Annotated in this window: 21 protein-coding genes and 4 pseudogenes; 12 read left to right on the top strand and 13 right to left on the bottom strand. The window is 72.1% G+C overall.

The window, feature by feature from the left end; genetic code table 11:
- Positions 1–320: 320 nt before the first annotated feature.
- Positions 321–728: a DUF302 domain-containing protein gene (locus AC5WRT_RS20350; RefSeq protein WP_496094089.1), complete on the bottom strand. Its 408-nt coding sequence runs from the start codon at positions 726–728 to the stop codon at positions 321–323.
- 103 nt (positions 729–831) lie between these two features.
- Complete coding sequence (locus tag AC5WRT_RS20345) at positions 832–1,284, bottom strand: OsmC family protein (RefSeq protein ID WP_496094088.1); 453 nt, start codon at positions 1,282–1,284, stop codon at positions 832–834.
- A 314-nt stretch (positions 1,285–1,598) separates the two neighbouring features.
- Between AC5WRT_RS20345 and AC5WRT_RS20340 the strand changes: the two genes are divergently transcribed.
- The gene (locus tag AC5WRT_RS20340; protein ID WP_496094087.1) at positions 1,599–2,306 is read left to right on the top strand and encodes an SDR family NAD(P)-dependent oxidoreductase; all 708 of its coding nucleotides are present in this window, start codon (positions 1,599–1,601) and stop codon (positions 2,304–2,306) included.
- A 480-nt stretch (positions 2,307–2,786) separates the two neighbouring features.
- On the opposite strand, the gene AC5WRT_RS20335 is transcribed toward AC5WRT_RS20340, so the two are convergent.
- On the bottom strand, positions 2,787–3,374 hold the full coding sequence (locus tag AC5WRT_RS20335; RefSeq protein WP_496094086.1) for a TetR/AcrR family transcriptional regulator: 588 nt from the start codon (positions 3,372–3,374) through the stop codon (positions 2,787–2,789).
- 236 nt (positions 3,375–3,610) lie between these two features.
- Between AC5WRT_RS20335 and AC5WRT_RS20330 the strand changes: the two genes are divergently transcribed.
- The 8 genes and pseudogenes from AC5WRT_RS20330 to AC5WRT_RS20295 all read left to right on the top strand — a co-directional run.
- Positions 3,611–4,375, top strand: a complete 765-nt coding sequence (locus tag AC5WRT_RS20330; RefSeq protein WP_496094085.1) for an SDR family NAD(P)-dependent oxidoreductase — start codon at positions 3,611–3,613, stop codon at positions 4,373–4,375.
- A 189-nt stretch (positions 4,376–4,564) separates the two neighbouring features.
- A complete protein-coding gene (locus tag AC5WRT_RS20325) occupies positions 4,565–5,146 on the top strand; it encodes a CGNR zinc finger domain-containing protein (protein ID WP_496094084.1) in 582 nt (193 codons plus the stop codon).
- 661 nt (positions 5,147–5,807) lie between these two features.
- A pseudogene (locus tag AC5WRT_RS20320) lies at positions 5,808–6,359 on the top strand (alpha-L-arabinofuranosidase family protein); the annotation flags it as partial.
- A gap of 160 nt (positions 6,360–6,519) precedes the next feature.
- Positions 6,520–7,005, top strand: a complete 486-nt coding sequence (locus tag AC5WRT_RS20315) for an alpha-L-arabinofuranosidase C-terminal domain-containing protein (protein WP_496094097.1) — start codon at positions 6,520–6,522, stop codon at positions 7,003–7,005.
- A gap of 160 nt (positions 7,006–7,165) precedes the next feature.
- Positions 7,166–8,107, top strand: coding sequence for a heavy metal-binding domain-containing protein (locus AC5WRT_RS20310; RefSeq protein ID WP_496094083.1), 942 nt, complete (start codon positions 7,166–7,168; stop codon positions 8,105–8,107).
- A 13-nt stretch (positions 8,108–8,120) separates the two neighbouring features.
- Entirely contained in the window at positions 8,121–8,981 is an 861-nt protein-coding gene (locus AC5WRT_RS20305; protein WP_496094082.1) for a heavy metal-binding domain-containing protein, read from the top strand.
- A gap of 50 nt (positions 8,982–9,031) precedes the next feature.
- Complete coding sequence (locus AC5WRT_RS20300; protein ID WP_496094081.1) at positions 9,032–9,469, top strand: hypothetical protein; 438 nt, start codon at positions 9,032–9,034, stop codon at positions 9,467–9,469.
- Positions 9,470–9,531: 62 nt separating this feature from the next.
- Positions 9,532–9,744 (top strand): annotated as a pseudogene (locus AC5WRT_RS20295) (MGH1-like glycoside hydrolase domain-containing protein); the annotation flags it as partial.
- 48 nt (positions 9,745–9,792) lie between these two features.
- Here the strand turns inward: AC5WRT_RS20295 and AC5WRT_RS20290 are convergent.
- The 8 genes and pseudogenes from AC5WRT_RS20290 to AC5WRT_RS20255 form a co-directional block, all read right to left on the bottom strand.
- Positions 9,793–9,876: pseudogene (locus tag AC5WRT_RS20290) on the bottom strand (AraC family transcriptional regulator); the annotation flags it as partial.
- Between the two features lie 227 nt (positions 9,877–10,103).
- A complete protein-coding gene (locus tag AC5WRT_RS20285) occupies positions 10,104–10,742 on the bottom strand; it encodes a hypothetical protein (protein WP_496094080.1) in 639 nt (212 codons plus the stop codon).
- 119 nt (positions 10,743–10,861) lie between these two features.
- Complete coding sequence (locus AC5WRT_RS20280) at positions 10,862–11,107, bottom strand: ferredoxin (protein ID WP_496094079.1); 246 nt, start codon at positions 11,105–11,107, stop codon at positions 10,862–10,864.
- Positions 11,108–11,112: 5 nt separating this feature from the next.
- Entirely contained in the window at positions 11,113–12,408 is a 1,296-nt protein-coding gene (locus AC5WRT_RS20275) for an NADH-ubiquinone oxidoreductase-F iron-sulfur binding region domain-containing protein (protein WP_496100467.1), read from the bottom strand.
- Positions 12,409–12,452: 44 nt separating this feature from the next.
- Positions 12,453–13,193, bottom strand: coding sequence for a ferric reductase-like transmembrane domain-containing protein (locus AC5WRT_RS20270; protein ID WP_496094077.1), 741 nt, complete (start codon positions 13,191–13,193; stop codon positions 12,453–12,455).
- Entirely contained in the window at positions 13,190–14,137 is a 948-nt protein-coding gene (locus AC5WRT_RS20265; protein WP_496094076.1) for an FAD:protein FMN transferase, read from the bottom strand. Before AC5WRT_RS20265 ends, AC5WRT_RS20270 begins: the two co-directional genes overlap by 4 nt.
- 626 nt (positions 14,138–14,763) lie before the next feature.
- Positions 14,764–16,161, bottom strand: coding sequence for a sensor histidine kinase (locus AC5WRT_RS20260; protein WP_496094075.1), 1,398 nt, complete (start codon positions 16,159–16,161; stop codon positions 14,764–14,766).
- 6 nt (positions 16,162–16,167) lie between these two features.
- A complete protein-coding gene (locus AC5WRT_RS20255; protein ID WP_496094074.1) occupies positions 16,168–16,863 on the bottom strand; it encodes a response regulator transcription factor in 696 nt (231 codons plus the stop codon).
- A gap of 209 nt (positions 16,864–17,072) precedes the next feature.
- Between AC5WRT_RS20255 and AC5WRT_RS20250 the strand changes: the two genes are divergently transcribed.
- Both AC5WRT_RS20250 and AC5WRT_RS20245 read left to right on the top strand, forming a co-directional pair.
- Entirely contained in the window at positions 17,073–17,336 is a 264-nt protein-coding gene (locus tag AC5WRT_RS20250) for a hypothetical protein (RefSeq protein WP_496094073.1), read from the top strand.
- Positions 17,337–17,752: 416 nt separating this feature from the next.
- Positions 17,753–17,924: pseudogene (locus tag AC5WRT_RS20245) on the top strand (helix-turn-helix domain-containing protein); the annotation flags it as partial.
- A gap of 386 nt (positions 17,925–18,310) precedes the next feature.
- On the opposite strand, the gene AC5WRT_RS20240 reads toward AC5WRT_RS20245, so the two are convergent.
- Positions 18,311–18,943 carry a TetR/AcrR family transcriptional regulator gene (locus tag AC5WRT_RS20240; RefSeq protein ID WP_496094072.1) on the bottom strand — a complete coding sequence of 211 codons (633 nt, stop codon included), beginning with the start codon at positions 18,941–18,943 and terminating at the stop codon, positions 18,311–18,313.
- A 48-nt stretch (positions 18,944–18,991) separates the two neighbouring features.
- Between AC5WRT_RS20240 and AC5WRT_RS20235 the strand changes: the two genes are divergently transcribed.
- On the top strand, positions 18,992–19,543 hold the full coding sequence (locus AC5WRT_RS20235) for a GNAT family N-acetyltransferase (RefSeq protein WP_496094071.1): 552 nt from the start codon (positions 18,992–18,994) through the stop codon (positions 19,541–19,543).
- Positions 19,544–20,394: 851 nt separating this feature from the next.
- Here AC5WRT_RS20235 and AC5WRT_RS20230 read toward each other — a convergent pair.
- Entirely contained in the window at positions 20,395–23,202 is a 2,808-nt protein-coding gene (locus tag AC5WRT_RS20230) for a lectin (RefSeq protein ID WP_496094070.1), read from the bottom strand.
- Between the last annotated feature and the right edge of the window lie 516 nt (positions 23,203–23,718).

The following is a 23,718-nucleotide window of genomic DNA, read 5'->3' as shown; positions in this document are numbered from 1 at the left end:
ACCGGTGGCGGCGGGAAGGACACGCCGGCGCCGATCGCGGCGGACACCTCCGGTCAGCAGGTGTGACGGCAGATCCTCACGCCGCGCAGCGGGCCGGCAAGGACCAGGGCTGCGAGAGCCGGCGTCCTGGCCCGGGGCTTTCGGCCGGGCTCCGCCCGCGGCGGACCGGCTCGGTCGGCTGATGTCGGGCGCGCACCATGTCACTCCATCGTCAGCATGAGTGCACGCGTGGGTTACCCCTCCCGCCGCCCCGGTGCGGCGCACCGCGCTGTGCACGGCACCCGCTCCTGGCCGGCCAGGGGACGCGGTGGCCGGCGCCGTCACCCTCGTCCAGCGTCTGCACCGGTCAGTGCGGCCAGGGCGGCGTCGAGGCGCCGGGTGGCCTCCTCGGCGACCGGGCGCAGGGCATCGAGCCCGGTCAGAGTCACCATCGTGCCCGGGTCGAGGACCTGGACGGTGGTGCGGTCCCCGTCGGCGCGGACCACCACGTTGCAGGGCAACAGCAAGCCGATGGAACGGTTAGTCTCCAGGGCCTGGTGGGCCAGCGACGGATTGCAGGCACCGAGGATGACGTAGTCCTCCATGTCCTGGTCGAGCTTGGCCTTGAGCGTCGCCGTGACGTCGATCTCGGTGAGGATGCCGAAGCCGTGCGTGGCGAGGGCTTCGCGGACCCGCCCGACGGCGGTGGCGAAGTCGGTGTCGAGGTGCACCGTGCGGTCGAAACGCATGGTGGAGGCCTTTCTCAGCGGGCGCCATGGCGCGGATCGGGTGCCCAGTCGGGCCCGGAGCAGTGCCTTGAAGAGCACCGGTGTTCTCGCCGCGGGGAGGCGCTCACGGTTCCAGCTCGATGGCGACCTCGGGTGGCTGATCGAGAGTGTTGTGGACGGTGCAGTGCGAGGCCACGGCCAGCAGGGCGGCGCGGCGCTGCTCGGGAAACCCGGGTGGCGGGGCGACGACGACGCGCACGGACGCGATGCGGGCCGGGCGATCCGTCGCCATCGCATACTCGGCGCGGACCCGCAGGCCGGACCGCGGCATGCCGTGGCGGTGCAGGTAACGGCCTGCGTAGAAGGCGACGCAGGCGGCGAGTGAAGCGGCGAACAGTTCGATGGGTGTCGGCGCGGCATCCGTGCCGCCGGCCTCGGTCGGCTGGTCGACCTGGATGAGGTGCCCGCGGACATGGACGTCGTAGGCGTCGCCGGCGACGTGGGTGACCTGGAGTTGGTGCACGTCGGTGTCCGGCACGCGGGAGGGACTCATGATCTTCGATGTGCTGCCGGTCATGACCTGGCCTCTTCCTGGGGGCGTCTTGCCTTGCCGGTCCCAGTCGACTGCCGGTGAGTGGCGAGGTCGAGAGGCCGATGGGGGGCGATGTGGGGGCCGATCGGCCCCGAGCCTCGGCGTGTCTGCCCGGCCCCGGCACGCCTCGGCCCAGGGGGCCGCCACCAATGCGATGCGGCCTGCTCCCGCGCTCTTCCGGGAAGCCCCGATCGTCAGCGACCTCGGCACAGTGGCAGTAGTCGACCGGTTGACTAGTAGCCGGTCGGCCCGTAGCGTGGTGGGGGCCAGAGACCACCTCCCTCACTACGGAGATCATCGTGAATGCTCAGAAGGTCGCAGTCGTCACCGGAGCCTCGCAGGGTCTGGGTGCCGCCATCGTCGACGCCTACCGCAAGGCCGGTTACGCCGTCGTCGCCACTTCGCGCGGCATCGCCCCCTCCGACGAGGCCGGCGTCCTCACCGTCCAGGGCGACATCGCCGACCCCGCCACAGCCGAGCGCGTCGTCGCCGCCGCCCTGGAGCGGTTCGGCCGTGTCGACACCCTGGTCAACAACGCCGGAATCTTCGTCGCCAAGCCCTTCACGGAGTACACCCTCGACGATTACGCGGCCGTCGTCGGCGTCAATCTCGACGGCTTCTTCCGCATCACCCAGCTGGCCATCGAGCAGATGCTCACCCAGGGCGGCGGGCACGTCGTCAACATCACCACGAGCCTCGTCGACAACGCCGACGCCCGGGTCCCGTCCGTGATGGCCTCGTTGACGAAGGGCGGTCTGCAGTCCGCCACCAAGTCCCTCGCCATCGAGTACGCCACCCGCGGCATCCGGGTCAACGCCGTCTCGCCCGGTACGATCAAGACGCCCATGCACCCGGAAGACACCCACGAGTCCCTCGCCGGCCTGCATCCGGTCGGCCGGCTGGGCGAGCCGAGCGACATCGCGGACGCGGTGATCTACCTCGAGAACGCCCCGTTCGTCACCGGTGAAATCCTCCATGTCGACGGCGGCATGAGCGCGGGTCACTGAAGCGCACGACCGCCGCGTCAGGTGCCGCGGGCACACTCAACCGCGGCCCTGCGGCGCGCACGCGTGGCGGGCGCATCCCGGGTGAGAGGGTCAGGGGCGTCCACTTCACGGCTGGTCTTCGGTCTGGACTTCGTCGGGGGCACCTTCGACGGTGATCCGGAAAGCGCGCGCGCTCTTCGGACCACTCGGCCCCCGCACCAAGTGCTTCACGTCTCGCCGCTCTCCCCGCTGGTCCTGACCCGGAGGGCATCGGCTGCCTGCCTGCCGTGAGCGGGACGCCGCCGTCCGCCCGGTCGACCGACATCGCGATCAGCTGGTCGTCCGACCCCGAATCGGGCAGTCGCCCAGCCCCTGCCTCGCCCTCGACCGGACCTCACGCCGGGAGACCTGACGTGTCCCCCCGGACGGCAGGTCCGTCGCCGAAGGTGGTCGGTTCCGCCGCGTGCCGGGGTCCAGCCGTGTCCGGCGCGTGGCCACCGCTCAGTCCGCGAGGACACCGTGCAGCAGCAGATCGATGAGCGCCCTGGCGAGGCCGGGCTGTCGCTCGGTGTCCGTCATGACGCTGATCCCCCCGAGTGCCATGAGGACGTTCTCGGCCTTCACCTGCGGCCGGGTCACGCCCTGGCCCTGTCCGGCGGCGAGAAGGTGGCCTACGGCACGGGCGAGGTCGGCGCGGGTCTGCAGCCGCTCGCTGTCGTCGGTCAGCACCACGCGCAGCGCATCGGCCATGCCGCGTTTGGCCGTCATGAAGTCGATGAAACGCTCCATCCAGGTCCGCAGCGCTTGTGCCGGGGGCAGGTCGTCCGCCAGATCCGGTGCCGCCTCGCACAGCAGTCGCACTTCCTGCCGGTACGTCGCCTCGATCAGCATCTCCTTGGAGGGGAACCGGCGGTACAACGTGCCGACGCCGACGCCGGCCGCGCGGGCGATGTCCTTGACCGAGGCGTCTGCGCCCTCCCGGGCGAAGGCCTCTGCCGCGGCCTTGAGCAGCCGGTCCTCGTTGCGTTGTGCGTCGGCGCGCAACGGTCTGTGCCGCCGTCCGGCATCGCCCCGGTCGTCGCCGGTCATTCCCGTCTCCTTCCCGTCGCTTGTAACCGGAACCGGTTCCGGTTATGTTTCAACCGGAACCGGTTCCGGTTGAAGGCTACCCTGCCCGTGGCTCCGCCGTGGGCGGCCGCGCGCCCCCCACGGGCGGCCCTCCCGCAGGGCCGAACCCTGGACGAAAGCCGAGCGTGTCCTCCACCTCCGGCTTCCGTCCGCGGCGGTCCCTCGAGACCGTCTTCACCAGGCAGAGAGGAAGACGCATGAGCGCACGTCTGAAGAACACGGTGGCGTTGGTGACCGGCGCGAGCAGCGGCATAGGGGAGGCGACCGCGCGCGGCCTCGCCGCCCAGGGTGCCGCCGTCGCGGTCCTCGGACGGCGACGCGAGCGACTGGAGGCGCTCGCGGACAGGGTCCGGGAGGAGGGAGGCAAGGCCTTCGTGGCGGCGGCCGACATCAGCGACCGGCAGCAGGCCACGGCCGCGGTGGAGAGTGTGGTGGCCGAGTTCGGCCGCCTGGACACGGTCGTCAACAACGCCGGCTACATGGGTGCCGGGCAGGCCGTGGACTCTCCCCTGGAGGAGTGGGACCGGATGCTCGAGGTCAACGTCCAGGGGTTGCTGTACGTCACCCACGCCGCGCTGCCGCACCTCGTGAGCGCCGCGCAGGATTCACCGCGGGGCGTGGCGGATCTGGTCAACATCAGTTCCACCGGGGGCCGGGTCGCTCGCCCCGGCACAGCCGTCTACAACCTGACCAAGTTCGGCGTCAACGGCTTCACCGAGGCGCTGCGGCAGGAGGTCGGCCAGAAGCGCGTGCGGGTGAGCGTGGTCGAGCCCGGGACCGTGGACACCGAGTTGAGTACGCACCTGCGCGACGGCGTGCGGCAGGCCGTCGAGCGGCAGATCGAGGGCATGGAGCTGCTGCGGCCCGAGGACATCGCCGACGCCATCTGTTACATCGTCACCCGGGACCGCCGGGTCGCCGTCAACGAAATCCTCGTGCGCGCCGGCGAGCAGACCTGGTAACACCCGTTCTGACGCCTCCGGCGGGGCCGGGGTGTGCGCGGAGAATCCGAGCGAGTCGGCTGGGCGCCTGTGACAGGCGCCGGCCGGCGGTCGGTTCGGCTGTCGTTCCGTGCCGGCGAGGGCCGTGCTCCGCGGTGGCGTCGGGTGGTGTTGTTTGCCGTGTTGTTCGTCACCTGTCAAGATGGTGACATGGTGCATACGTTCAAGTGTGGTGCTCCGGTGCTGGATTTCGTGGGCACGTTGCGTGCGCGGCGCAATGCGGTGCCCACCGAGGCGCTCACCTCGCCGGAGAGTCTTGAGGCCTGGTTCCGTGAGTCGGGTCTGGTGGACGGGGAGGTGCGGTGCGGGCCGTCCGATGTGCGGCAGGCGATCGCTCTTCGTGAGGCGGTGTATCGGCTGGTTGTGGCCACGCTGGCGGATGAGGAGTTTGACGCCGGGGCGTTGGCGCTGGTCAATGACGTGGCGCGGACGCCGTCGGTGGTTCCGTGGCTGGTCCGGCGGGGGCGGTGCCGGGTGGAGGCGACGCCGCGGCAGGCGTTGTCGTCGATCGCGCGGCAGGCGGTGCGGTTGCTCGGGGGGCCGGAGGCGGCGCTGTTGAAGGAGTGCAGCAGGGGTGAGTGCACGCAGGTGTATCTCGACCGGTCGCATGGGGGCCGCCGGGAGTGGTGTGCCATGGATCCCTGCGGGAACAGGATCAAGGCGGCCGCCTATCGTGCGCGCAAGCGGGAGGTGGCGCGGGCGGCGGCGTCGCGGGTGGGGCCGGGCCGGTGACGTGCCGGGGCGGGTCCTTGGTGTGTGCGGCGGGTCGCGGGCGGTCGGCCCTTGGGGGTGCTTCGGGGCGGGTTGTGGTCGGTGTGCGGGCGGGGCCTGCGGTGCCGTCCGGCGTGGGGGGCGGCGTTCCCGGCCGGCGGGGGCCCCGGGTGCGGGGGTGGTGGCGGGGCTCAGGTGCGGGCCGGTGTCCGGCGTCCGCCGTCGGCGCAGCGACCCTCGCACTCGACACCGCCACCCCGCTCGACGCCGCTCTCGACCGTTCCCTCAAGGTCGTGCTGCCGAGCGGCACCGGGCCCGGAAACCGGGCAGGCGTGGCCAACGACGGCTTCTGGGGCATACCGGTGCGGCCCGGAACCGCGTACACGGCACGGCTGTTCGCCAAGGCGTCGCAGGCATCGGCCCGCTCACAGTGGCCGTCGAGTCGGCGGACGGGGCGACCGTGTAGGCGTCCGCCCCTGTGCCCCACACCGGCACCGCCTTCCGCGACCGCCCCTTCGAGCTGACCCTGCGCACCGGTTCGCGCACCCCCGTGGTCGGCGACGCGCGGCTGACCGTCACCACCGCGGACCCCGCCGCAGCGGGCGAGACCCTGTGGCTGCAGCACGTGTTCCTCTTCCCGCCCACCTACAACAACCGCCCCGATGGCCTGCGCACCGACCTGATGGAGAAACTGGTCGTCCTGAAGCCGCGGTTCCTGCGCTTCCCCGGCGGGAACTTCCTCGAGGGCAACACCATCGCGACGCGGTTCGACTGGAAGAACACCATCGGTCCGGTCTGGGAGCGCCCCGGCCACACGGACGACGCCTGGGGCTGCTGGTCCACGGACGGGCTCGGACTCCTCGAATACCTGCAATGGGTCGAGGACCTGCACGCCCAGCCGGTCCTCGCCGTCTACGCCGGCTACTCCCTCAAGGGCGAGCACGTCACCGGCGACGCGCTCAAGCCGTTCATCCAGGACGCACTCGACGAGATCGAGTACGTCACCGGTCCCGTCACCAGCACCTGGGGCGCACGACGTGCCGTCGACGGACACCCCGAGCCGTTCCCGCTGGAGTACGTGGAGATCGGCAACGAGGACCGGTTCGACTCCTCGGGGTCGTACGACGAGCGGTTCGCGGCCTTGCACGACGCGATCAAGGCGAAGCACCCGCATCTGAAGCTGATCGCCACGACGCCCGTGACGAGCCGCACCCCGGACCTGATCGACGAGCACCACTACCTCGCGCCGTCCGCCGCCCAGGCCTCCACCCACAAGTACGACCACCGGGACCGCGGTTCGACGAAGGTCTTCGTCGGAGAGGGGGGCCGCGCAGGAGGGCCGCCCCGCACCCGACCTCGACGCGGCTCTCGGCGACGCCGCTCGGCCGGCCGGGCTGATCCCCAACTCGGACCAGGTCCTCATGGAGTGCTACGCGCCGCTCTTCTCGCACGTCAGGAACAACGTCTGGGCCACCAATCTGATTGGCTACGACAACCTCACCAGCTGCGTGTCGCCCAGCTACTGGGCACAGCACATGCTGACGAGCGGACTCGGCGACACGGTGCTGCCGGCCACCGCGCGTGCGCTGCCCGGCCTCGCCACCGTGGCCACCCGCTCCGGGAACCGCCTCTACCTCGCGCTCGTCAACTGCGGGACGGAGAAGGTGAAGCTGCCGGTCGAACTGAAGGGGCCGGCCAAGGGCGTCAAGGGGCATGCCACCGCGACGGTACTGACCGGCCTCTCGCGCACCACCACCAACACGCTGACGAATCCTGACACGTTGGTGCCCAGGACGAGCACCGTCACCGGCGCGGCAGCGTCCTTCACCAGCACCGTGCCGCCGCTCTCGATCACCGTACGGGAGCTCGTCCTGACCTGATCGCTCCCTGCCCGACGCCCCTGGGCGGCGTCGGGTACCCGCGATTCGGAGCACTGCCTGCTCGCGTACGTCACCCCCGGCCACCGGTGCCCGCGGCGGCCGGGCATAGACTCGACCCGCCCTGCCGTTGGGCAGGGCACGAGGCGGGAAGCGGGTGTCCATGAGCGGGGATTGGACGGGGGCCGGGCTGCCCCCGGCGGCAGCCGCGCGCCTTGCGGACGTGCGGAGCAGCGGGACATGGTCCTCGGCACTGTCCACCGGCGAGTTCGCCGCGCTGCGCGCGGTGGGGTTCGAGCCGGCGGGCCAGGTCATGGGTTCGGCCGTCTACCACGTGGGCCGCAGCGGCCGGTACTGGGGCTATCACGACTGTCTTTACGGGGGCATTCAGTACGCCTTCAGCAGCGCCCCGGCGCCCCTGGCCCTCTCCGGGCGCGGCGCCCCGTCCGCCGGGCTCATCGAGGTGCTCGACCAGGCCCGTCGCTCGGCCCTCGACCGGATGACCGCCGAGTGCTCGGCTCTCGGTGGGGACGGCGTCGTCGCAGCCCGACTGACCGTGGCGCCCTTCCCGGCGCAGCCCCACTGCCTGGAGTTCAAGGTGATCGGGACCGCTGTGCGCGCGGCCGGAACGGTACGGGCGCCACAGCCGTTCACCTGCCACCTCGACGGCCGGGGGTTCGCGAAGCTGGTGACCGCTGGATGGGTCCCGGTGGAGCTGCTGTACGGGATGTCCATCGGCGTACGCCACGACGACTACACCACCCGGGCACAGACGCGCTCCTGGAGCAACACCGAGGTCAGCGGCTGGACGGAGCTCGTTCAGGCAGTGCGCTCCGACGCCCGTACGCACCTGAGGGCGCAGACGGGGCGGCGGGGCGGCGACGGTGTGATCCTCTCCGCGGGCCGGCTGCGCGTCTGGGACGAGCCGTGCATGCGCAGGAACAACAACGACCAGAAGGACCACCTGGCCGAGGCGACGCTGCTGGGCACCACCGTCGCCCGCTTCACGGCACGCGAAGAGCCACCCCGCACACTCACCGTGATGCCGCTCGACCCGGAACGACGCCGGCGGACCATGCGCCGCACCGCCACTGACACGCGATGAGGGGAACCCGTTCATGACTGTCCTCAACCCCGCCGACGGCACCCCCGACGGCGTGTCCGCCCAGGGTGTGCCGGCCGACGCGATGCGGCGGCTCGCCGAACTGCAGCCGGACAAGCCGGGTTCGATGTTCACAAGTGACCTTTCGGTCAACGAGTTCCTGCTGGTGCGCGAGGCGGGATTCAGGCCCATCGGCCTCGTCCTGGGCAGCTCGATCTACCACGTGGGCATCCAGCTGGGACGCTGGGGCAAGAACCAGGAACTGACCACGCTCAGCCAGGCGATGTACCACGCCCGTGAGCTGGCGATGACCCGCATGGAGGCGGAGGCGGCTCAGCTGGGCGCGGACGGCATCGTCGGTGTGCGGCTCAGTGTCGAGGCCCGCGAATTCGGCAGCGACATCGCGGAGTTCATCGCCATCGGCACCGCCGTCAAGGCCGACCACCCGGCGCCGGGCGGCAGCGGCGGCAGTTGGCGCAACCTCAAGGGCCAGCCGTTCACCTCGGACCTCAACGGCCAGGACTTCTGGACGCTGATCCGCGCCGGCTACGCCCCGCTCGGCATGGTGATGGGTACCTGCGTCTACCACATCGCGCACCAGCGCATGGGGCAGATGTTCTCCAACATCGGCAAGAACGTGGAGATCGAACAGTTCACGCAGGCGCTGTACGACGCGCGAGAGCTGGCGATGGCGCGGATGCAGCACGAAGCGGAGGAACTGCGGGCCGAAGGCGTGGTCGGCGTGCAGCTCAATGCGCACAACCACCGCTGGGGCGGTCACACCACCGAGTTCTTCGCGATCGGCACGGCCGTGCGGCCGCTGCGTGAGGACCACGTCATCGAGCGTCCGACGATGGTGCTGAGCCTGGACGGCTGAGCACCCGGCCCGCACACTCGGATCAACGGCACTCCCACGAGAGGCTCGCGATGACCTCGCCACACGACCCCGTTCCGTTCGAGCCCGGCGGGGAACCGGACTCCATCGACCTGCTGGCGGCAGCGCTGCGCAGGGACGCCGCCGACCTGGGGGTCTACGCGCAGGTGCTCACCGGGACCCTTTCGGAGGCGCTGCCGCCGGGTTCCGTGGTCGTCGAGCGCAAACGGGGCTTGGCCGACCGGCTCGCGGGGCGCGACGGCCGCGTGGAGCGGGTCGAGGTCCTTCTGGGCGAGCAGCGTCTGGTGCTCGACCTGGCGGGGACACATCCCAGGGGCGAGGTGTGCAAGGAGGTGCGCGGCGTGGTGCTCTCACGGCGCCCGGTGGCGCTCGACGAGTGGGTACGGGAGCTCGCGACCGCGGTGGCGGCCCGCGCCCGCTCCGACGCGCGGGCCCGGGCGACGCTGGAGCGGCTGCTGCTCGGGGAGTGATGACGCCGCCTCCCCACGCGGTTCGCATCCGGTACCGGGAAGAGAAGCGGTCGTCCGAGGCCTGGGCCCCGGCCACCGTCCACGTCGAGGGCATCCTGCGCGGGGCAGGTGACCACCGGTCGGCCGACGACATCAGCGCCCGTTTCCGCTCTCCGTGCGAAACCCACGGCTTCGCCGAGAACTTCGACGCCCTCACGGGAACCGGTCTGCGCGGACGCGCCTACACCTGGACGGCCGGCAGCTACCTCCTCCTTGCCGAGGCACACGCACGCCGGGGCAGCGACCGACCGGCCCAGCCTCTCCTCCGCGGTCCAGCCGCCGCGGGGCAGGGCACCTGCGGGGCTGCGGGCGGCGTCCTGGCCGGGAGGTGCGCCGAACCGGCGGCGGTATTCGCGGCTGAAGTGTGAACTCGCGTACGAGCGCGCCCGGGAGGAACCTCAGGGAGGTCGTCGGCTCCGGCATCGGACAGGCCGCCGCCATCGAGATCGCCGGACGCGGAAACGGAGCCGTCCTGACCTGCGGCACCCCGACGGCCAGCGGCTGTGCGACGGCCGTGCCGCCCTCCTTCTCGATACCGCCCGCGGTCACGTGGGACAGCCGTGCCTTCGCCCGGCGCCGGCGCCATCACGCGACGCTATCGACTCCAGCCGGAGACCAGGTGGACGCCGGCGAGCGCGACGACCAGCCCCCCGCCGAGCGCCGCCGCGAGCAGCAACCAGCGCGCGGCTCGGTGCGGAGCCGCGATTCCGTGGCGTGGCGTGCGGCGGCGCAGGTCGGCGCCGATGAGACGCGGCAGGCGCCACAGATAGGCAAGGACGTGTACGGCCGTCACGGCGATCCAGCAGATGAAACTGGCCTTGTGCAGCAGCAGCACGGGAACCGGTCCGGTGTCGCGACCAACAAGAGCCAGTGTCACTCCCGTTCCGAGAACCGCGACGCTCGTGGCGACGACCAGGGGGCCGAGCAGGCGCAACAGCGGTGCCGGCGGCCCCTTGCGGCGGTACGCGGGCACTCCCGTGTAGTAGCGGTGGAACCGGTAGCAGGTCGAGCCGATCTTGAGGCAGACCGGGCCGGTCAGCAGCAGGCCGATGAAGAAGTGGAGCGTGAGGAGCTGCCCGAGGAAGAGGATGGTGACGCCCTCGACGGCGAACAGGACCAGCAGGACCGCACCGGTCGCCGCGGTCAGTCGCTCGTTGCCCTCCGGACCGCCGGTCGCCGTGTCGGGCGGCTCGAACGGCGCATCCACAGGTGTCCTGCCGCCGATTACGGTCACGTGTCCGTCCTCCTGATGATCAGGCCCCGCCCAGCCCGGATGGAAATGCTGTTGTCACCGCTCCCGCGCCGAGCGCAGGAGCGGGCAGAAGTATGTCTGACGTGCGGTTAAGAACTCGTTCACGTCCGCAGGGGCGGCTGCCGGCCGGGGGCGCGCTGCGCTGTGTGATCCAGGCGCAGTGCCAGTGCGGGGCACGCGGCCACCGCTCGCCGTGCGTGTCCGAGGGCTTCACCCGTGAGCGGGGCAGCCCCCACGATCGGATAGCCCCACTCGTCCAACTCGACGACTTCGGGGAGCAGTTCGGCGCACAGACCGTAGCCGGTGCACGCGATCCGGTCGATGCCGAGGGAGTGTGCGCGGGCCACGGCAGTCACCTCCATTCCGGGTCGTCGGGTACCGGTGTGTCGGGAATCGGAAGTACGGGCTCGTCCGCGGCCGCGTCGCACGGGCCGAATCGCAGGTGGTGACGTACGTCATCGGCGAAGACCCGCAGGGCGGTGGCCGCGAACCGTGACGCGCCGTCAGGGTGCCGACAGGCGCCGCGCCCGGCGAGCAGGCCCAAGCGTCCTTCCAGGCGGCGTATCGACCGCGTGTCGGTGCGGCCCCGGGCGAGGTCCGCGAAGTCCTCGGCCACGGCCGGGAGGCCGAGGCGGCACGGTCCGCACTGCCGTGCGCTCTGCGCCGCCAGGTATCCGAGCACCCTGGCCGCCTCGGCCAGTCCGCAGGCGCGGGAGGGCAGGGCCACGAGCACCCCGGCACCGGGTCCTGCGCCGAGGGACGCCAGGTCCTGCTTGGCGAAGGGAACGTGCAGCGCCGGCCCCACGGGCAGCCAGCTGCCGAAGAATCCGCCCAGCAGGACGGCCCCGAGAGGTTCCGCAGGTCCCCCCGCGACGTCCAGTACTCCGCCGAGCGGCATGCCCATCGGCACTTCGTAGACCCCCGGCGCGCGCAGCGCACCGGAGAGGGTCACCAGCGTGGTGCCCGGGGCGTCCGGGCGTCCGGTGCTGCGGAACCAGCCCGGGCCGTATCGCGCGATCAGTGCGAGGTGGGCGAGGGTCTCGACGTTGTCGGTCAGGGTGGGTCGCCGGCCGACGCCCTTCTCGAAGGGGCGCGGCGGGGTCGCCAGCGGGCGGGCGTCGCCGCCGTTCAGCCAGCGCACCAGCGACGTCTCCTCGCTGGAGACGTAGTGGTGGGGTAGTTCGTGGACCTGGACCGGTACCGGGTCGAGGCCCACCCTCCGGCGTTCCTCGACGGCATCGCGGAGCGCGTCGGCCTGGTCCTGCCTGGTCCGTGGGAGGCACAGATGTACGACGTCGGCACCCACCGCGGCGGCGGCCAGGACGGCGCCGTCCAGCACCAGGTGCGGGGCGAGGCCCAGCAGGGTCTCGTCCTTGCGGCTGGCCGGTTCGCTCTCCATGCCGTTGGCGACGACGACGGCAGTGCCCCTGCCGTCGGCGACGGTGCGCAGCTTGCGGCCGGTGGGGAAGGCGGCGCCGCCCCTGCCGGTGAGCCCCGCTTCCTCCACCGCGCGTACCAGTCGTTCGGCCGCGTCCGCGGAGCGGGGGAACGGCGGTGTGCCGTACCGGTGGAGGTGCTCGGTCAAGGTGGCCGGGCCGCCGGTGGCGAACCAGCCGTGCAGCAGCCGGGATCCGTACGGGCCCGTCATGCCGTCAGGTCCCGTGCTCGCAAGCAGTGTTGTGTTCACGTCGGTCACTCGGACACTCCCTCGTCGTCATCGACCGGCGTGGGCGCCGGGTGCACGGCGGTCTTGGCCGCGGGCGCGGGGCCGCCCGCGCGGTGCGCCCAACCCGGCTGCAGCGGCCCGGAACTCAGGAATGCCGTGAGCACCAGGGGCACCACCGCTGCGGTGGCCCCCGCCCAGAGCCGCACCGCGACCCGGCCCGGGCCAGCCCGGTACAAGCGCCACCAGACGGCGGCGACCACGAGGGCGAGGCATGCGGCGTACAGGGCGAGTTGCAGGGTCAGCCGGGTGTCGGTGCCGGTACCCGCGGCGTGGAAGAGCGCGATGGGCCAGGAGGCGTAGGCCAGCCAGTGCACGGCCTTCCACCGCCGTTGCCCCATGCGCAGCCGCACGGCGCTGGTGGCAGCGAGAGCGAGGAGCAGGTCGAATGCGACCGTGCCCAGACCCAGCCACAACGGCCGGTAGGAGGCGGTGAACGGTACGACCGCCACCAGCCAGCCCAGGTGGACGAAGGTGTCGAGGATCGAGGTGACGATGTGCAGGGCCAGGAAGGCCAGCGTCAGCACCGACAGGTTGCGGTGCAGCGCGCTCACCTCGAAGCGGGCGAGCCGCCGTGGCGTGTACCGGCCACCGACGGCGATGCCGAGCGCGACCGTCGCGGTGAGCAGCACCAGGGCGACGGTGCCGCCGGCCCGGGTCGCGTACCACAGGGGGCTGGGTCCTGCGGCGAGAGGGACGAGTCCGGTCACCGGGCACCTCCGCGGTTGTCCTCGGGCCAGCCGCATACCCGCTCGACCGTTCCGTCCACGCGTACCAGCCGTGCGGGCAGTCCCGCCCGGCGAAGCCGTCCCAGGGCGCGTTCGCCGAGGACGACTGCCTCGGTGCTGGCGGTGTTGGCGTCCACGCAGCTGGCGGCGGCGACGCTGACGGTCCGCCAGACCGGGGCGGGGATGTCGCCGGTGGCGGGATCGACGATGTGATGCAGTCGGCGGCCGCCGCGGCACCATGTGCGCACCGTGGTGCCGGAGGTGGCGAGTCCTCCCTCCGCGATGCTCACCGTGGGCCGGTCCGCGGTGTCGGGTGCCGCGTGGTCGTCGGCGATGGCGATCCGCCAGCCACCCGGCGGGGCCTCACCCGCCACGGAGAGGTCACCGCCGAGGTTGACCAGGACGCCGCAGCCCGCCACCTCGGCAACGCGGCGGGCCGCCCGGTCCGCGGCAAGTGCCTTGGCGGTCGCGCCGAGGTCGAGTGCGATGCCCCGGGGCAGCCGCAGCCGCCGGGCCACGCGGTCCCACTCCACCGCCTGCCGGCCCGCCGACGGCCCGGCGAGGTGTACGGGGCGGGCGTCCTGCGGGCGCAGCGCGGCGAACGTGGCGTCGTAGCCAAGTGCCGTCACGGCGGTTGCGACGGTGGGGTCGACGACGCCCCCGGTCACCTCCGCCGCATGCAGCGCCACGTCCAGTGCCTCGGCGAACAGGGCACTGACGTGGACGGCGGCGCCCGCCGCCGCATTGGCGCGGGACAGTTCCGAGTCGGGCCGGAAGCGGCTGCAGGCCGCGTCGACGGCGGCGAGTTCGGCGTCGAGGATCCCACGGGCCGCGTCCAGCGCGGCGGGATCAGCCACCAGAAGCGAGGCGGTGGTGCCCAGCGCCGGGAAGGAGACCGACGCCGGACGTGCGGCGATGGCGGTCATGACGCACCCGAGGTGGTGTGTGACGGCTGCGGAGTCGGTGCCGGGGGCTTCGTGGGAGTGGGGGTGGCGGGCGGCACGTCGGAAGTGGTCCGTCGCTTCGGCACGGCCGTGTGCGGCGCCGGGCGGACGGTCGGAACGGAGGTCTTCGACGGGGCCGCCGAGTGCGACGGAGCCCTCGTGGCGGCGGGCGAGCTCGACGCCGGGGTCGGCGTGGGAGCCGACGGCCGGGTGGTGCCGGCGGGCGCGGTCGAGGACTTCCCGGGCAGGGCCTGGGCGTATCCCGCTGCGAGTGCCACGGAGCCGGCTGCGGCCGCTGCGGCCACCCAGCGGGTCGTGTTTCCGACCCGGCGCAGGCCGCGCTCCCGTCGACGCACGGCACCGGCCGGTGTGGGCGGGTCGGGGTGGGACATGGTTCCTCCTCGGCCGTCGGTGTGCCTTCGTGAAGCGCTCGGCAGCTTGCGGCCACACCTGTGGGTATCCGTCCACCAGCCTGCGCAGGCATCTGTCGGGATCCGGTTCAGGAATCCTTCAGAACCCGCAAAGATGAACAGACACGCTGGTCAGGAGGTCGAAAGTGGTTCCGAGAGGTGCAGGCGGACGACCGGCGGCAGGGCGCGGTAGAGGGCTCAGGCGTCGCGCGTCCGCGTACCGCCGGACTCGGAGCTTCTGCCGCGTCCGCGTCCGCGTCGGGACGCGGGCAGCGACAGCGCCACGGTGAGACCGCCCCCGGGTGAGTCCAGCAGCTCGGCGGTGCCCCCGTTGGCGGTGACCAGCCGATGGACGATGGCCAGGCCGAGTCCGGTGCCGCTCGCCTCGGGGTTGCCGAACCGGCGGAACGCGCTGTCGCGCGCGGCCCGGGACATCCCGGGGCCGTTGTCGACGATCCGCAGCTGGACCGTATCGCCCTGCCGCCTCCCGCTGATCAGCACGCGACCGCCGTCCTGGACCACGTCGAGGGCGTTGGCGATCAGGTTGTCGAGCACCTGCTCGAGATCGCCCTCGCCGAGGAAGGCGGTGAGCCCGGGGCGGCAGTCGGCGGCGAGCCGGACGTGACCTGTGTGGGCGACGGGCTCCCAGGCCGAGACCCGTTCGGTCACGACCTGGTCCACCCTGACCGGCACCGGCCGGGGGACCGTGTTCTCGGCGCGGGCCACCGCCAGCAGGCCGTCCACCAGCCGGGACAGGCGGGCGATCTCGCCCTGCGCATCGGCCAGTTCCGCCGCGGTGTCCCCCTCGGCGTCGGCGGCGAGCAGGTCGAGCCGCAGCCGGAGCGCCGCGAGCGGGGTGCGCAACTGGTGCGAGACATCAGCCACCACAGCCCGGTGACCGTGCACCAGGGTCTCGGTACGCCCGGCCATCGTGTTGAACGTCGCCGCGAGACGGCGCACCTCCGGCGGCCCCGCCCCAGCCGGCGCCCGTGCGTCCAGCACTCCCTCGCCCAGCCGCTGCGCCGCCTCGTCCAGCACCCGAAGGGGACGACCGACCCAGCGGGCCAGCAGCACCGACATCAGCACGGCGGCACCGAGGCCGCCGACGCCGATCAACGCGAGCCAGCCCCACATCGCCAGGACCCGATCGTGCAGGGGATCGGCGGACCGGCTCAGGACGGCGACCCCGACGGCGTCCGAGGCGTCACCGATCGGCACTGCGGTGGTCAGCCACTGATCGTCCTGACGCACCCGTGTGCCGGGACGGGCGAGCACGGAGGAGACCAACCGCGCGGAGTCGTCCCCGGCGACATCGGAACACGGGGTGGACAGCAGCACATGCCCCGTCCTGTCGTAGACGGTCGCACAGTCGCCCCGCTCACGGGCCTGCGCGACGAGGCTTCGTGCCGGTGCGTCCGGTTTGTGGTCGGACAGGTACTCCTCGGCCGCGGAGGCGAGGGACCTGGTCTTCGCGGCCGCTTCGTCCCGGAACGAGGTCTGCTCGCGCTGTGTCATGATCAGCCCGAGCGGCACCACGGCCAGCACCAGGACCGCGGTGATCAGGGCGAGGACGCTGAGCGCGATGCGGCGGGTCACGGCGCCTCAGCCGACTTCACCCAGGCGGAAGCCGCGCCCGTAGACCGTCTCCACCAGCCCCGGCACACCGAGCTTGCGACGCAACGCGGCCATGTGAACGTCCAGCACCTTGGTGGGGCCGTACCAGTGCGCATCCCAGGCGCGTTCGAGGATCTCCTGGCGCGTCACGACCCGGCCCGGATCGGTGGCGAGGCACTGGAGGATGTCGAACTCCTTGGGAGTCAGCGAGATGTCCTCCCCGCCGACCGTCACCTTACGGGTGCGCGGATCGACGACCAGGGGGCCGTGGGTCAGCAGTTCCGGTCCGGACGGTCGGATGCGGCGCAGCACGGCCCTGATGCGCGCGAGCAGTTCCGCCAGCCCGAAGGGCTTGACCAGGTAGTCGTCGGCCCCTTCGTCCAGCGCGGCGACGCGGTCGCCCTCCTCGCCGCGAGCGGTCACCACGATGATCGCCAGGTCCGACTGGCGGCGCAGCATGCGGCAGATCTCGATGCCGTCCATGTCGGGCAGTCCCAGGTCGAGCAGGACGACGTCAGGTGCGGGTACGCGGGTGAGGGCGTCACGGCCGGTGCCGACGCTGCTCGCCCGGTATCCGGCACGGTCCAGGCCGCGTACCAGTGACCCGGCGAGCCCCGGGTCGTCCTCGACGACCAGCACCGTGAGCGCGTCGGGATCAGCCCGAGAGTCCGTTTCCTGTTCCACGGCACCAAGCGTAGGCCGACTCGGACGCCTGTCCGGACCGGTGAGGGCAGGGCAGGCACCACAACCACCGCCGCCCTCACCCGGCTTTTCCACATCTGAAGCTTTCCTGAACGGCCTTCCGACGCCGCGTGACGCAGGCTGAGGACATGGCGTCCGCGGGCCGACCCGACCGCCTCGCGGCACCGCCACCGCCCGAAGGAGGTCCGCCCATGCCCGGCCCCACGGAAGACCCCGACCCGGTACGGCGGCGCGAACGTGGACTTCGGCGGGTGGGCATCACGACCCGTCGGACTGCCACCGCCGCGACGGCCGCGGCCCTTCTGCTCGGTGCGGGCTACGCCCACGCGCTGCCGAGCGTCTCCGGACCGGACGCCGGCACCGCCGAGCACCCCTCCCGCACCCACCTGCGGGCGCCGGCCCATGCTCCGGCCTCCACCAGGCAGCCGGCACAGACCACGACGGGAGCGTCCTGATCCCCTCCCCCGACGGCCGGCAGGCGGCATCGTTGCGCCCGACGCCGCCGGCACCCGGTCGCAGGGCACACTCCGCTCCCCGGCACGCGGCTGACCGCGCCCGCTGGAAGGACGGTGCGCGGCCCCGGCCGTCGGCGAAGGCCGGCGGGCACGCGAGGGGTTTCACCGTCGCCGGTACAGCGACGAGCGGCGAGACGGGCACGGAACACCCTGGCCGGCGGCTGCGCCGACCGACCGACAACAGCTGCTCGCGGCACCGAGACCGCCGTTCGCTCAACGCTCCGGGTCTCCTCAGGTGTTCTGTCTCGGGAGGTTGTGGACGGGTGATGCAGGTCTCGGCTGAGGGATCTTGAACGGGTGAGGGCCTTCCGGGTTCGGTGTGGATTGCGACGTCTACACCAACCAGAAAGGCCCTCGTGGTCCACCGTAATGCACCCCTGACCGAGACCGGACGACTGCGTCTGGCCCGCTGCGTGGTCGAGGACGGCTGGCCCCTGCGCAGGGCTGCCGAGCGCTTCCAGGTCTCACCGACGACGGCCAAGCGGTGGGCCGACCGCTACCGCGAGCTGGGCGTGGCGGGCCCGAGCCACCGGCGGCGAGCGGCGCCGATGTGCGTGCCCGGCCGGGGGAGTGGAGGCTTGTCCGGCGCGGGGGAGCATCGGCATGGCTCGTGCCGCATGAGCAGGGGGAGCGGACCGAGCCGTTGCCGCCGCGGCGACTTGGCCGGCGGTCCGTCCGCCGTCGGCGAGGATCACTCGTCCGGCGGCGCATGCGGCGCGCTGATCGGGCAACCCGCAGCTGTGCGCCGGGCCCGTCGCGTCCTCCAGGTGGCCACCCGGTGAGGCGGTGCCACGACCGGTCCCCGAGCCGACGTGGCACCGCCCTCGACGCGTGCAGCCATGAGTGCCCCGGCGGACCGGAGCGCGCCGGGCACACCCGTGCGGGCTTCGTCTCCGGCCGCGGGTAGGTGCGGCTCAGAGGCGGCCGCCGTGGTCGTGGCGCGTGGTCGTGGCGGGATCCGGGTGGGCGGCGAGGGCGGCCAGATAGGCGTCCAGCAGCTCGATCTGTCGCTGTGGCGGGAATGCCGTCGGGTCGAGCAGCGCCTGGACCACGAGGCCGAGGACGAAGGCCTGTGCGCCGGCTGCGATGTGTGCGGTGTCGCCGGGCGGCAGTTCTCCGAGCTCTTGGGCTGCGGCCACGCGCTTGCTCAGCCTGTCGCGGCTCTGGGCGTATTTGCGGGCGTAGTCGGCGCTCAGGGCGGGGTCGGAGAGGGCGGCGTCCCAGGAGGAGACCCAGATCCGGTTGCTGTCGGTGGCCTCGGGAGTCAGCGGCAGGATGTCGAGCAGAGCGTCCCGGACGGCGGCGGAGCCCGTGCCCGTCTGCCGGCGCGGGCGGCCCATGGTCCGCTCTTCGAGCAGGTCGAGGGCGTGCTCCAGCAAGGCCCGTTTGGTGGGGAAGTAGTGGGTGAGCAGGCCGGTGGTCGCGCCGAGTTCGGCGGCGACGGCGCGCAGTGTGAGCCCGGCGAAGCCACGTGTGGCCATGACCCGCCACACCGCTTCGGAGACGTCGCGTCGGCGGCCCTCGTGATCCCCCTTGGTGCGTGGCATGCCATCACGGTACATTGCCGTAACAACTGTTATGCGAATGGGGCTGCCATGTTCTCGCTGTCGCTGCGCCACGGTGCTCGCCTCGCTCCTCTGGAGGTCTGGCACGCCGAGGAGTTCGCCCGTCATCTGGACCGGGCTCGGGAGCACATCCGTCCGTGGGTCGGGGCCGCGTTCGTCACCGACGACGTGGACGGGGCGCGCGCCACGCTTCGCCGGTATGCGGAACGGCAGGCCGACGACGGGGGCCGCCTGTACGGAATCCGGCGGGACGGCGTGCTGGTCGGCGGCGTGATGTTCACCGATTTCGACGCCGCCGCCGGCGTGTGCGAGCTCGGTTGCTGGCTGGAGCCGTCCGCCGAGGGGCAGGGGCTGGTCACACAGGCGTCCCGCGCCCTGCTGGACTGGGCGTTCACCTCCCGGGGCCTGCACCGGGCCGAGTGGCACTGCCGGGCCGACAACGCACGCAGCGCGGCCGTCGCCAAGCGGCTCGGCATGAGGCTGGAAGGCGTGCACCGCGAGGCATGGCAGTACGGCGGCGTGCGCTACGACAAGCAGCTCTGGGCGGCCCTTGCCCCGGAATGGCAAGCCCCGGACCAGTGACCCGCCGCGGCCTGGCCGACGGCTCGTCGTCAGCCGCTGCGGCTTCCGCGTGCTGCCGACGGCCGTCCGCACCGCGCGCACCACGTTGGCCTGCGGCCGGGCGGGGCGATCGACCGCGCTTTCGACTGCCGCCAGGCCGTGCCCCTCGTCGCCACCGGACCGGGGACCGCAGTGCGGGGCCGACGGTGTGGAGGCGTCCCGGACCGGGTCGAGCTCCGTGTCGTCGCAGGGGCCCGACGCGGCGGCAGGGGCGTCGCGGCGGGCCTGCGCCGCCTGGTCCGCAAGGACCCGCAGGCCCGCGTCACGATCACGGAGATGCTGCCGATGCCGGAACCAACGAGGCTCACCGACGACCAAGACCGGTGCTGAGCCTCGGAGTGGAGATCACGGCGCACGACACGGCGTCCGACTCCTGAGGCGAACTGCCGGACGCCGGAGCAGGCCGGCGGGGCCCGGACCACCTGGGGCGGCCCCGCCCGAACGCCTTGTGTCCCGCAGGCGACGCCGGGGCACTCCACGCGGGCGCGTTCACCGCCCCGGCGACACCGTGCTTCGCCCGCGACAGAGGCGGTCGCCGAACTCGAATTCCGCCACCGGCCGCGGCGCCGGCCGAGGAACGCATCCGGCCCGCGGCGCCACTGCGGACCCAGGGGACGGGCAGTCCCCTGCCGAGGCGGTGACGCGCCGGCAACCGCCTCCGTCGGTGAAGCCTTCGTCTTGCGGCCCGTGTTCTGCTGCCCGGCCGCCCGGGTCTGCGTCCGACCGTTCACCTGGTTCGTTCGTGCTTGCCACGGGTGACCGCCGTGCGCCGCCCGCCTCGCAGAGGCGTGACCCCCGGCATCACACCATTTTCAGGAGGGCAGGCCCCACCTCTGGGCACCGGTGCCGTTGCAGCCGTAGAGCTGCAACTGGGTGCCCTCGGTCGTGGTGGAGTTCGGATCGTCCAGGCACAGGCCCGAGTGCGGGTTCACCAGTGAGCCGTCGGAACCCGACTGCCACTGCTGCGCGCCCGTGCCGTTGCACGTCCACAGTTGTACCGGGGTGCCGTTGCTGGTTCCGCTGTCGGCGGCGTCCAGGCACTTGCCGAGGGCGCGGATCGTGCCGTCGGGGGCGATCGTCCAGTCCTGGGCGTAGGTGCCGTTGCAGGACCAGATCTGTACGTGCGTGCCGTCTGCCGTGCCGGAGTCGGCCGCGTCCAGGCACCGGGAGGAGGTGACACCGGAGGTGACCGGACCGATACGGGGCCGGGCCGGCGTTCCGACGCTTCCGCCGTAGGAGGGCGGTGCCTGGTTCGCCGCGGTCGCCCAGGAGGTGTTGGCGGTGGTGCCGAGGGCGTACGACAGCGTGCCGCCGGTGGCGACGGCCGAGGTGGGGGCGTAGGCGTTGTTCCAGGCGGAGCCGTTGAACGTCGCCGACTGCACGTAGGGGGCGTTGTCGGCGGCGCCGTCGCCGTTCACGGTCAGCGTCTTGCCGGAAGGGAGGGTGAGCACGGCCTGCGAGAACACGGGTGAGCCGAGGGCCAGGTCGGAGGTGCCGGGTGTCATGGGATACATGCCGAGCGCGGACCAGACGTACCAGGCGCTCATCGCTCCGAGGTCGTCGTTGCCGTCGGCCAGCCCACCGGGACTGTTCGCCCAGATCGTGTCCTGGATGTTGCGGACGGTGGCCTGCGTCTTGTACGGCTGCCCGGTGTAGTCGTACTCCCAGGGCAGTTCGATGCTGGGTTCGTTGCCGACCCAGGCATACCCCCGGCCGCCGGTGTAGCTGCGCAGCACGGTGTCCAGGTAGTCGTTCATCGCCTTGTTCCCGCCCTTGGCGGTGGCCAGGCCCGCCACGTCGAACGGCACCATGCCGGTGTAGATCCACGAGTCGGCCTCGACCATGTCGGTGCCGCTGGTGGGATCGAAGCCGCCGGTCCAGGAGCCGTCGGCGCTCCGGGGCTGGACGAAACCGGACGCCGGATCGAGTACGTTGCGCCAGTCCTGTGCGCGGTCGGTGTACTTCTGCTGGGTGGCGCTGTCCCCCAGAGCCCCGGCGAACGCCGCGAGAGCGAAGTCCGCGGTGTCGTATTCCAGTGTGGTGGCCACGGGGCCGTAGAAGTTGCAGCAGCCGTAGCTGCCGTCGTGCGGCAGGTAGCCCGGCGTGTCCAGGTAGTTCAGTCCGGGGCGGTTGTCGTTGGCCCGGCTCGCCTCGGCGGTCATGTCCTCGAGAGCGGCGGCCGTGTCGAAGTCGCGGGCGCCGAAGGCGTAGTAGTCGGCGATGACGGCGTCGGCGGGATCGCCGACCATCACGTACGACTCGCCGTTGTTCTCCGACCACTTGGGGAACTGACCGGTCTGCGCGTAGTCGTCCACCATCGACTGGGCGGTGTCGGAGGCCACCTGCGGGGCCAGGAGGGCTTCCAGTTGCGCCTGCGTGCGATAGATGTCCCAGCCGGAGTAGTTGGCGTACGCCGCCGAGTGACCGGAGTCGACGGTGTGTGTGGCACCGTCGAACCCCGGATACCGTCCGTCGGTGTCGCTGATCACGTTCGGGTGCAGCAGGGAGTGATAGAGCGCGGTGTAGAACTGTGTCTGCTGGTCGGGGGTGCCGCCCGAGATCTGCGCTCTGCCCAGAAGCTTGTTCCACGCGCTCTTCGCGGCGTCGCGGTCGGCGTTGAAGTCCCAGCCCGGGTTCTCGGCGGTGCGGTTGGCGAGGGCGCCGGCCGCCGACACGTACGAAATGCCGACCTTGGCCCGCACGACGGGGTTGGATGTCGTGTCGAAGGTGACGTATCCGGCGGAGGCGGCGACTTTCGGGGTCCTGGTCGCCCGGGGTGCCGGGGCCTTGGGCGCGCTTCCGTGCAGCCGTGGTCTGTTGGGCGGCTCGGCCGCGTTCTTCGACGCGCGCGGACGGAAGGAAGGGGACTTGACCGACGTGGCGACGGCGGTGCCCTGGGCGGTGAAGGGCCGGTCGAAGACCATGTCGAAGTGGACGGTGTAGGTGTTCCCCGCTCCACAGAAGTGTCCGCTGGTGACCTGGCCGCTCACCTCGGTGGCCGACACCTTGGTGAACTGGGTGTTCGAAGCCGTGCTCTGGCTGCCGGTGAGTTTGAAGACCAGGTTCGCGTGCGTGCTCGCCGGAAACGTGAAGCGGGCCATGCCGCTTCGGGTCGTCGCGGTGAGCTCGGTCGTCACGCCGTTCGTGAGGCCCGCTCTGTAGTAGCCCGCCGTCGCGGACTCGTCCTGGTGGGAGAAGCCGCTCGTGGCTCCGGTGTCGACGGCGCCGACCGTGGGCAGCACGGGGATGTCCCCAGCCGCTCCGCAGCCGGGGCCGGAGACATGAGTCAGGCTGAACCCGGTGATCGAGGAGTCGTTGTACTCGTAGCCGCCGCCCGACGGTCGTGAAGGAGTGTCCGGGCTCCACTGGACCATCCCGAACGGTACGTCGGCGCCGGGGAAGTCGTCGGCGGCGTTCGAGGTGCCGATGAAGGGGTTGACGAGCGAGGCGGGGTCGGTGACGGCGGCGGCATGCGCCCTCGCGGTGCGAGCGGGATCCGCGGGCGCCGCCTGGGCGGGCAGCGCCGCGAAGCAGGCGAGCGCGGTGCCGAGGCCGAGGGTCGTGGTGAGGGCCCGGCTTCTCCGGCGGGTGCCCTCGGCGCCCCGTCTCGTCAAGAACATGACAAATAAGCTCATCCATCTTCTCCCTTGGTGCGCTGTGCAGGGGTGTTGAGCGGGGAGCGGTCGGGCCGGCGGGCCTCTGACATCGTTGTCAACAGCTGGCGGACGACACCTGTGAGGCGAGGGCTGGACGCATGCGGGGCTCCTGGAAGGCGGCGCGGCATGTCTGCCGACGGCTGGAGGGGAGTGCGCTGTTCAAGGAAGCTAGCCAGGGCTCGCAGGCACGTCAATGGCTCGCGCCCCGGCAACTCCTGCCTCGTGCGCGGCGGTGCGGAACGGGTGCTCGGTCTCGGCCCTGTCCCAAAGCCGTCGGTCCAACGACACGCACCTCGGCTCGTCGTTCGCGTGGCCCGGCGCAAGCAGCTGCGTGAGCGGGTGCTGGAGGAGGTCTGGCGGCTCGCCCCGCAGGCCGGGTGGGACCGGGGCCGGGTGGCCGGTCCGGCTCGGCGGTGGCCCGGGCGGGGTCACTCGATCCTGTCGCCGAGCGGGCGGGAGCACACAGTTTGCCGCGCGGGG

The organism is Streptomyces sp. NTD91 (assembly GCF_059510455.1).
This window is presented reverse-complemented; position numbering and strand designations above follow the sequence as displayed.

What these genes read in the sequence shown, in the direction of transcription:
- AC5WRT_RS20330 (WP_496094085.1), top strand. Translation starts at nt 3,611, where the DNA reads ATGAGCGCACGTCTGAAGAACACGGTGGCGTTGGTGACCGGCGCGAGC.
- AC5WRT_RS20310 (WP_496094083.1), top strand. Translation starts at nt 7,166, where the DNA reads ATGAGCGGGGATTGGACGGGGGCCGGGCTGCCCCCGGCGGCAGCCGCG.
- AC5WRT_RS20275 (WP_496100467.1), bottom strand. Translation starts at nt 12,408, where the DNA reads ATGACGGGCCCGTACGGATCCCGGCTGCTGCACGGCTGGTTCGCCACC.
- AC5WRT_RS20325 (WP_496094084.1), top strand. Translation starts at nt 4,565, where the DNA reads ATGGTGCATACGTTCAAGTGTGGTGCTCCGGTGCTGGATTTCGTGGGC.
- AC5WRT_RS20240 (WP_496094072.1), bottom strand. Translation starts at nt 18,943, where the DNA reads ATGCCACGCACCAAGGGGGATCACGAGGGCCGCCGACGCGACGTCTCC.
- AC5WRT_RS20350 (WP_496094089.1), bottom strand. Translation starts at nt 728, where the DNA reads ATGCGTTTCGACCGCACGGTGCACCTCGACACCGACTTCGCCACCGCC.
- AC5WRT_RS20305 (WP_496094082.1), top strand. Translation starts at nt 8,121, where the DNA reads ATGACTGTCCTCAACCCCGCCGACGGCACCCCCGACGGCGTGTCCGCC.
- AC5WRT_RS20345 (WP_496094088.1), bottom strand. Translation starts at nt 1,284, where the DNA reads ATGACCGGCAGCACATCGAAGATCATGAGTCCCTCCCGCGTGCCGGAC.
- AC5WRT_RS20230 (WP_496094070.1), bottom strand. Translation starts at nt 23,202, where the DNA reads ATGTTCTTGACGAGACGGGGCGCCGAGGGCACCCGCCGGAGAAGCCGG.
- AC5WRT_RS20300 (WP_496094081.1), top strand. Translation starts at nt 9,032, where the DNA reads ATGACCTCGCCACACGACCCCGTTCCGTTCGAGCCCGGCGGGGAACCG.
- AC5WRT_RS20235 (WP_496094071.1), top strand. Translation starts at nt 18,992, where the DNA reads ATGTTCTCGCTGTCGCTGCGCCACGGTGCTCGCCTCGCTCCTCTGGAG.
- AC5WRT_RS20265 (WP_496094076.1), bottom strand. Translation starts at nt 14,137, where the DNA reads ATGACCGCCATCGCCGCACGTCCGGCGTCGGTCTCCTTCCCGGCGCTG.
- AC5WRT_RS20335 (WP_496094086.1), bottom strand. Translation starts at nt 3,374, where the DNA reads ATGACCGGCGACGACCGGGGCGATGCCGGACGGCGGCACAGACCGTTG.
- AC5WRT_RS20250 (WP_496094073.1), top strand. Translation starts at nt 17,073, where the DNA reads ATGCCCGGCCCCACGGAAGACCCCGACCCGGTACGGCGGCGCGAACGT.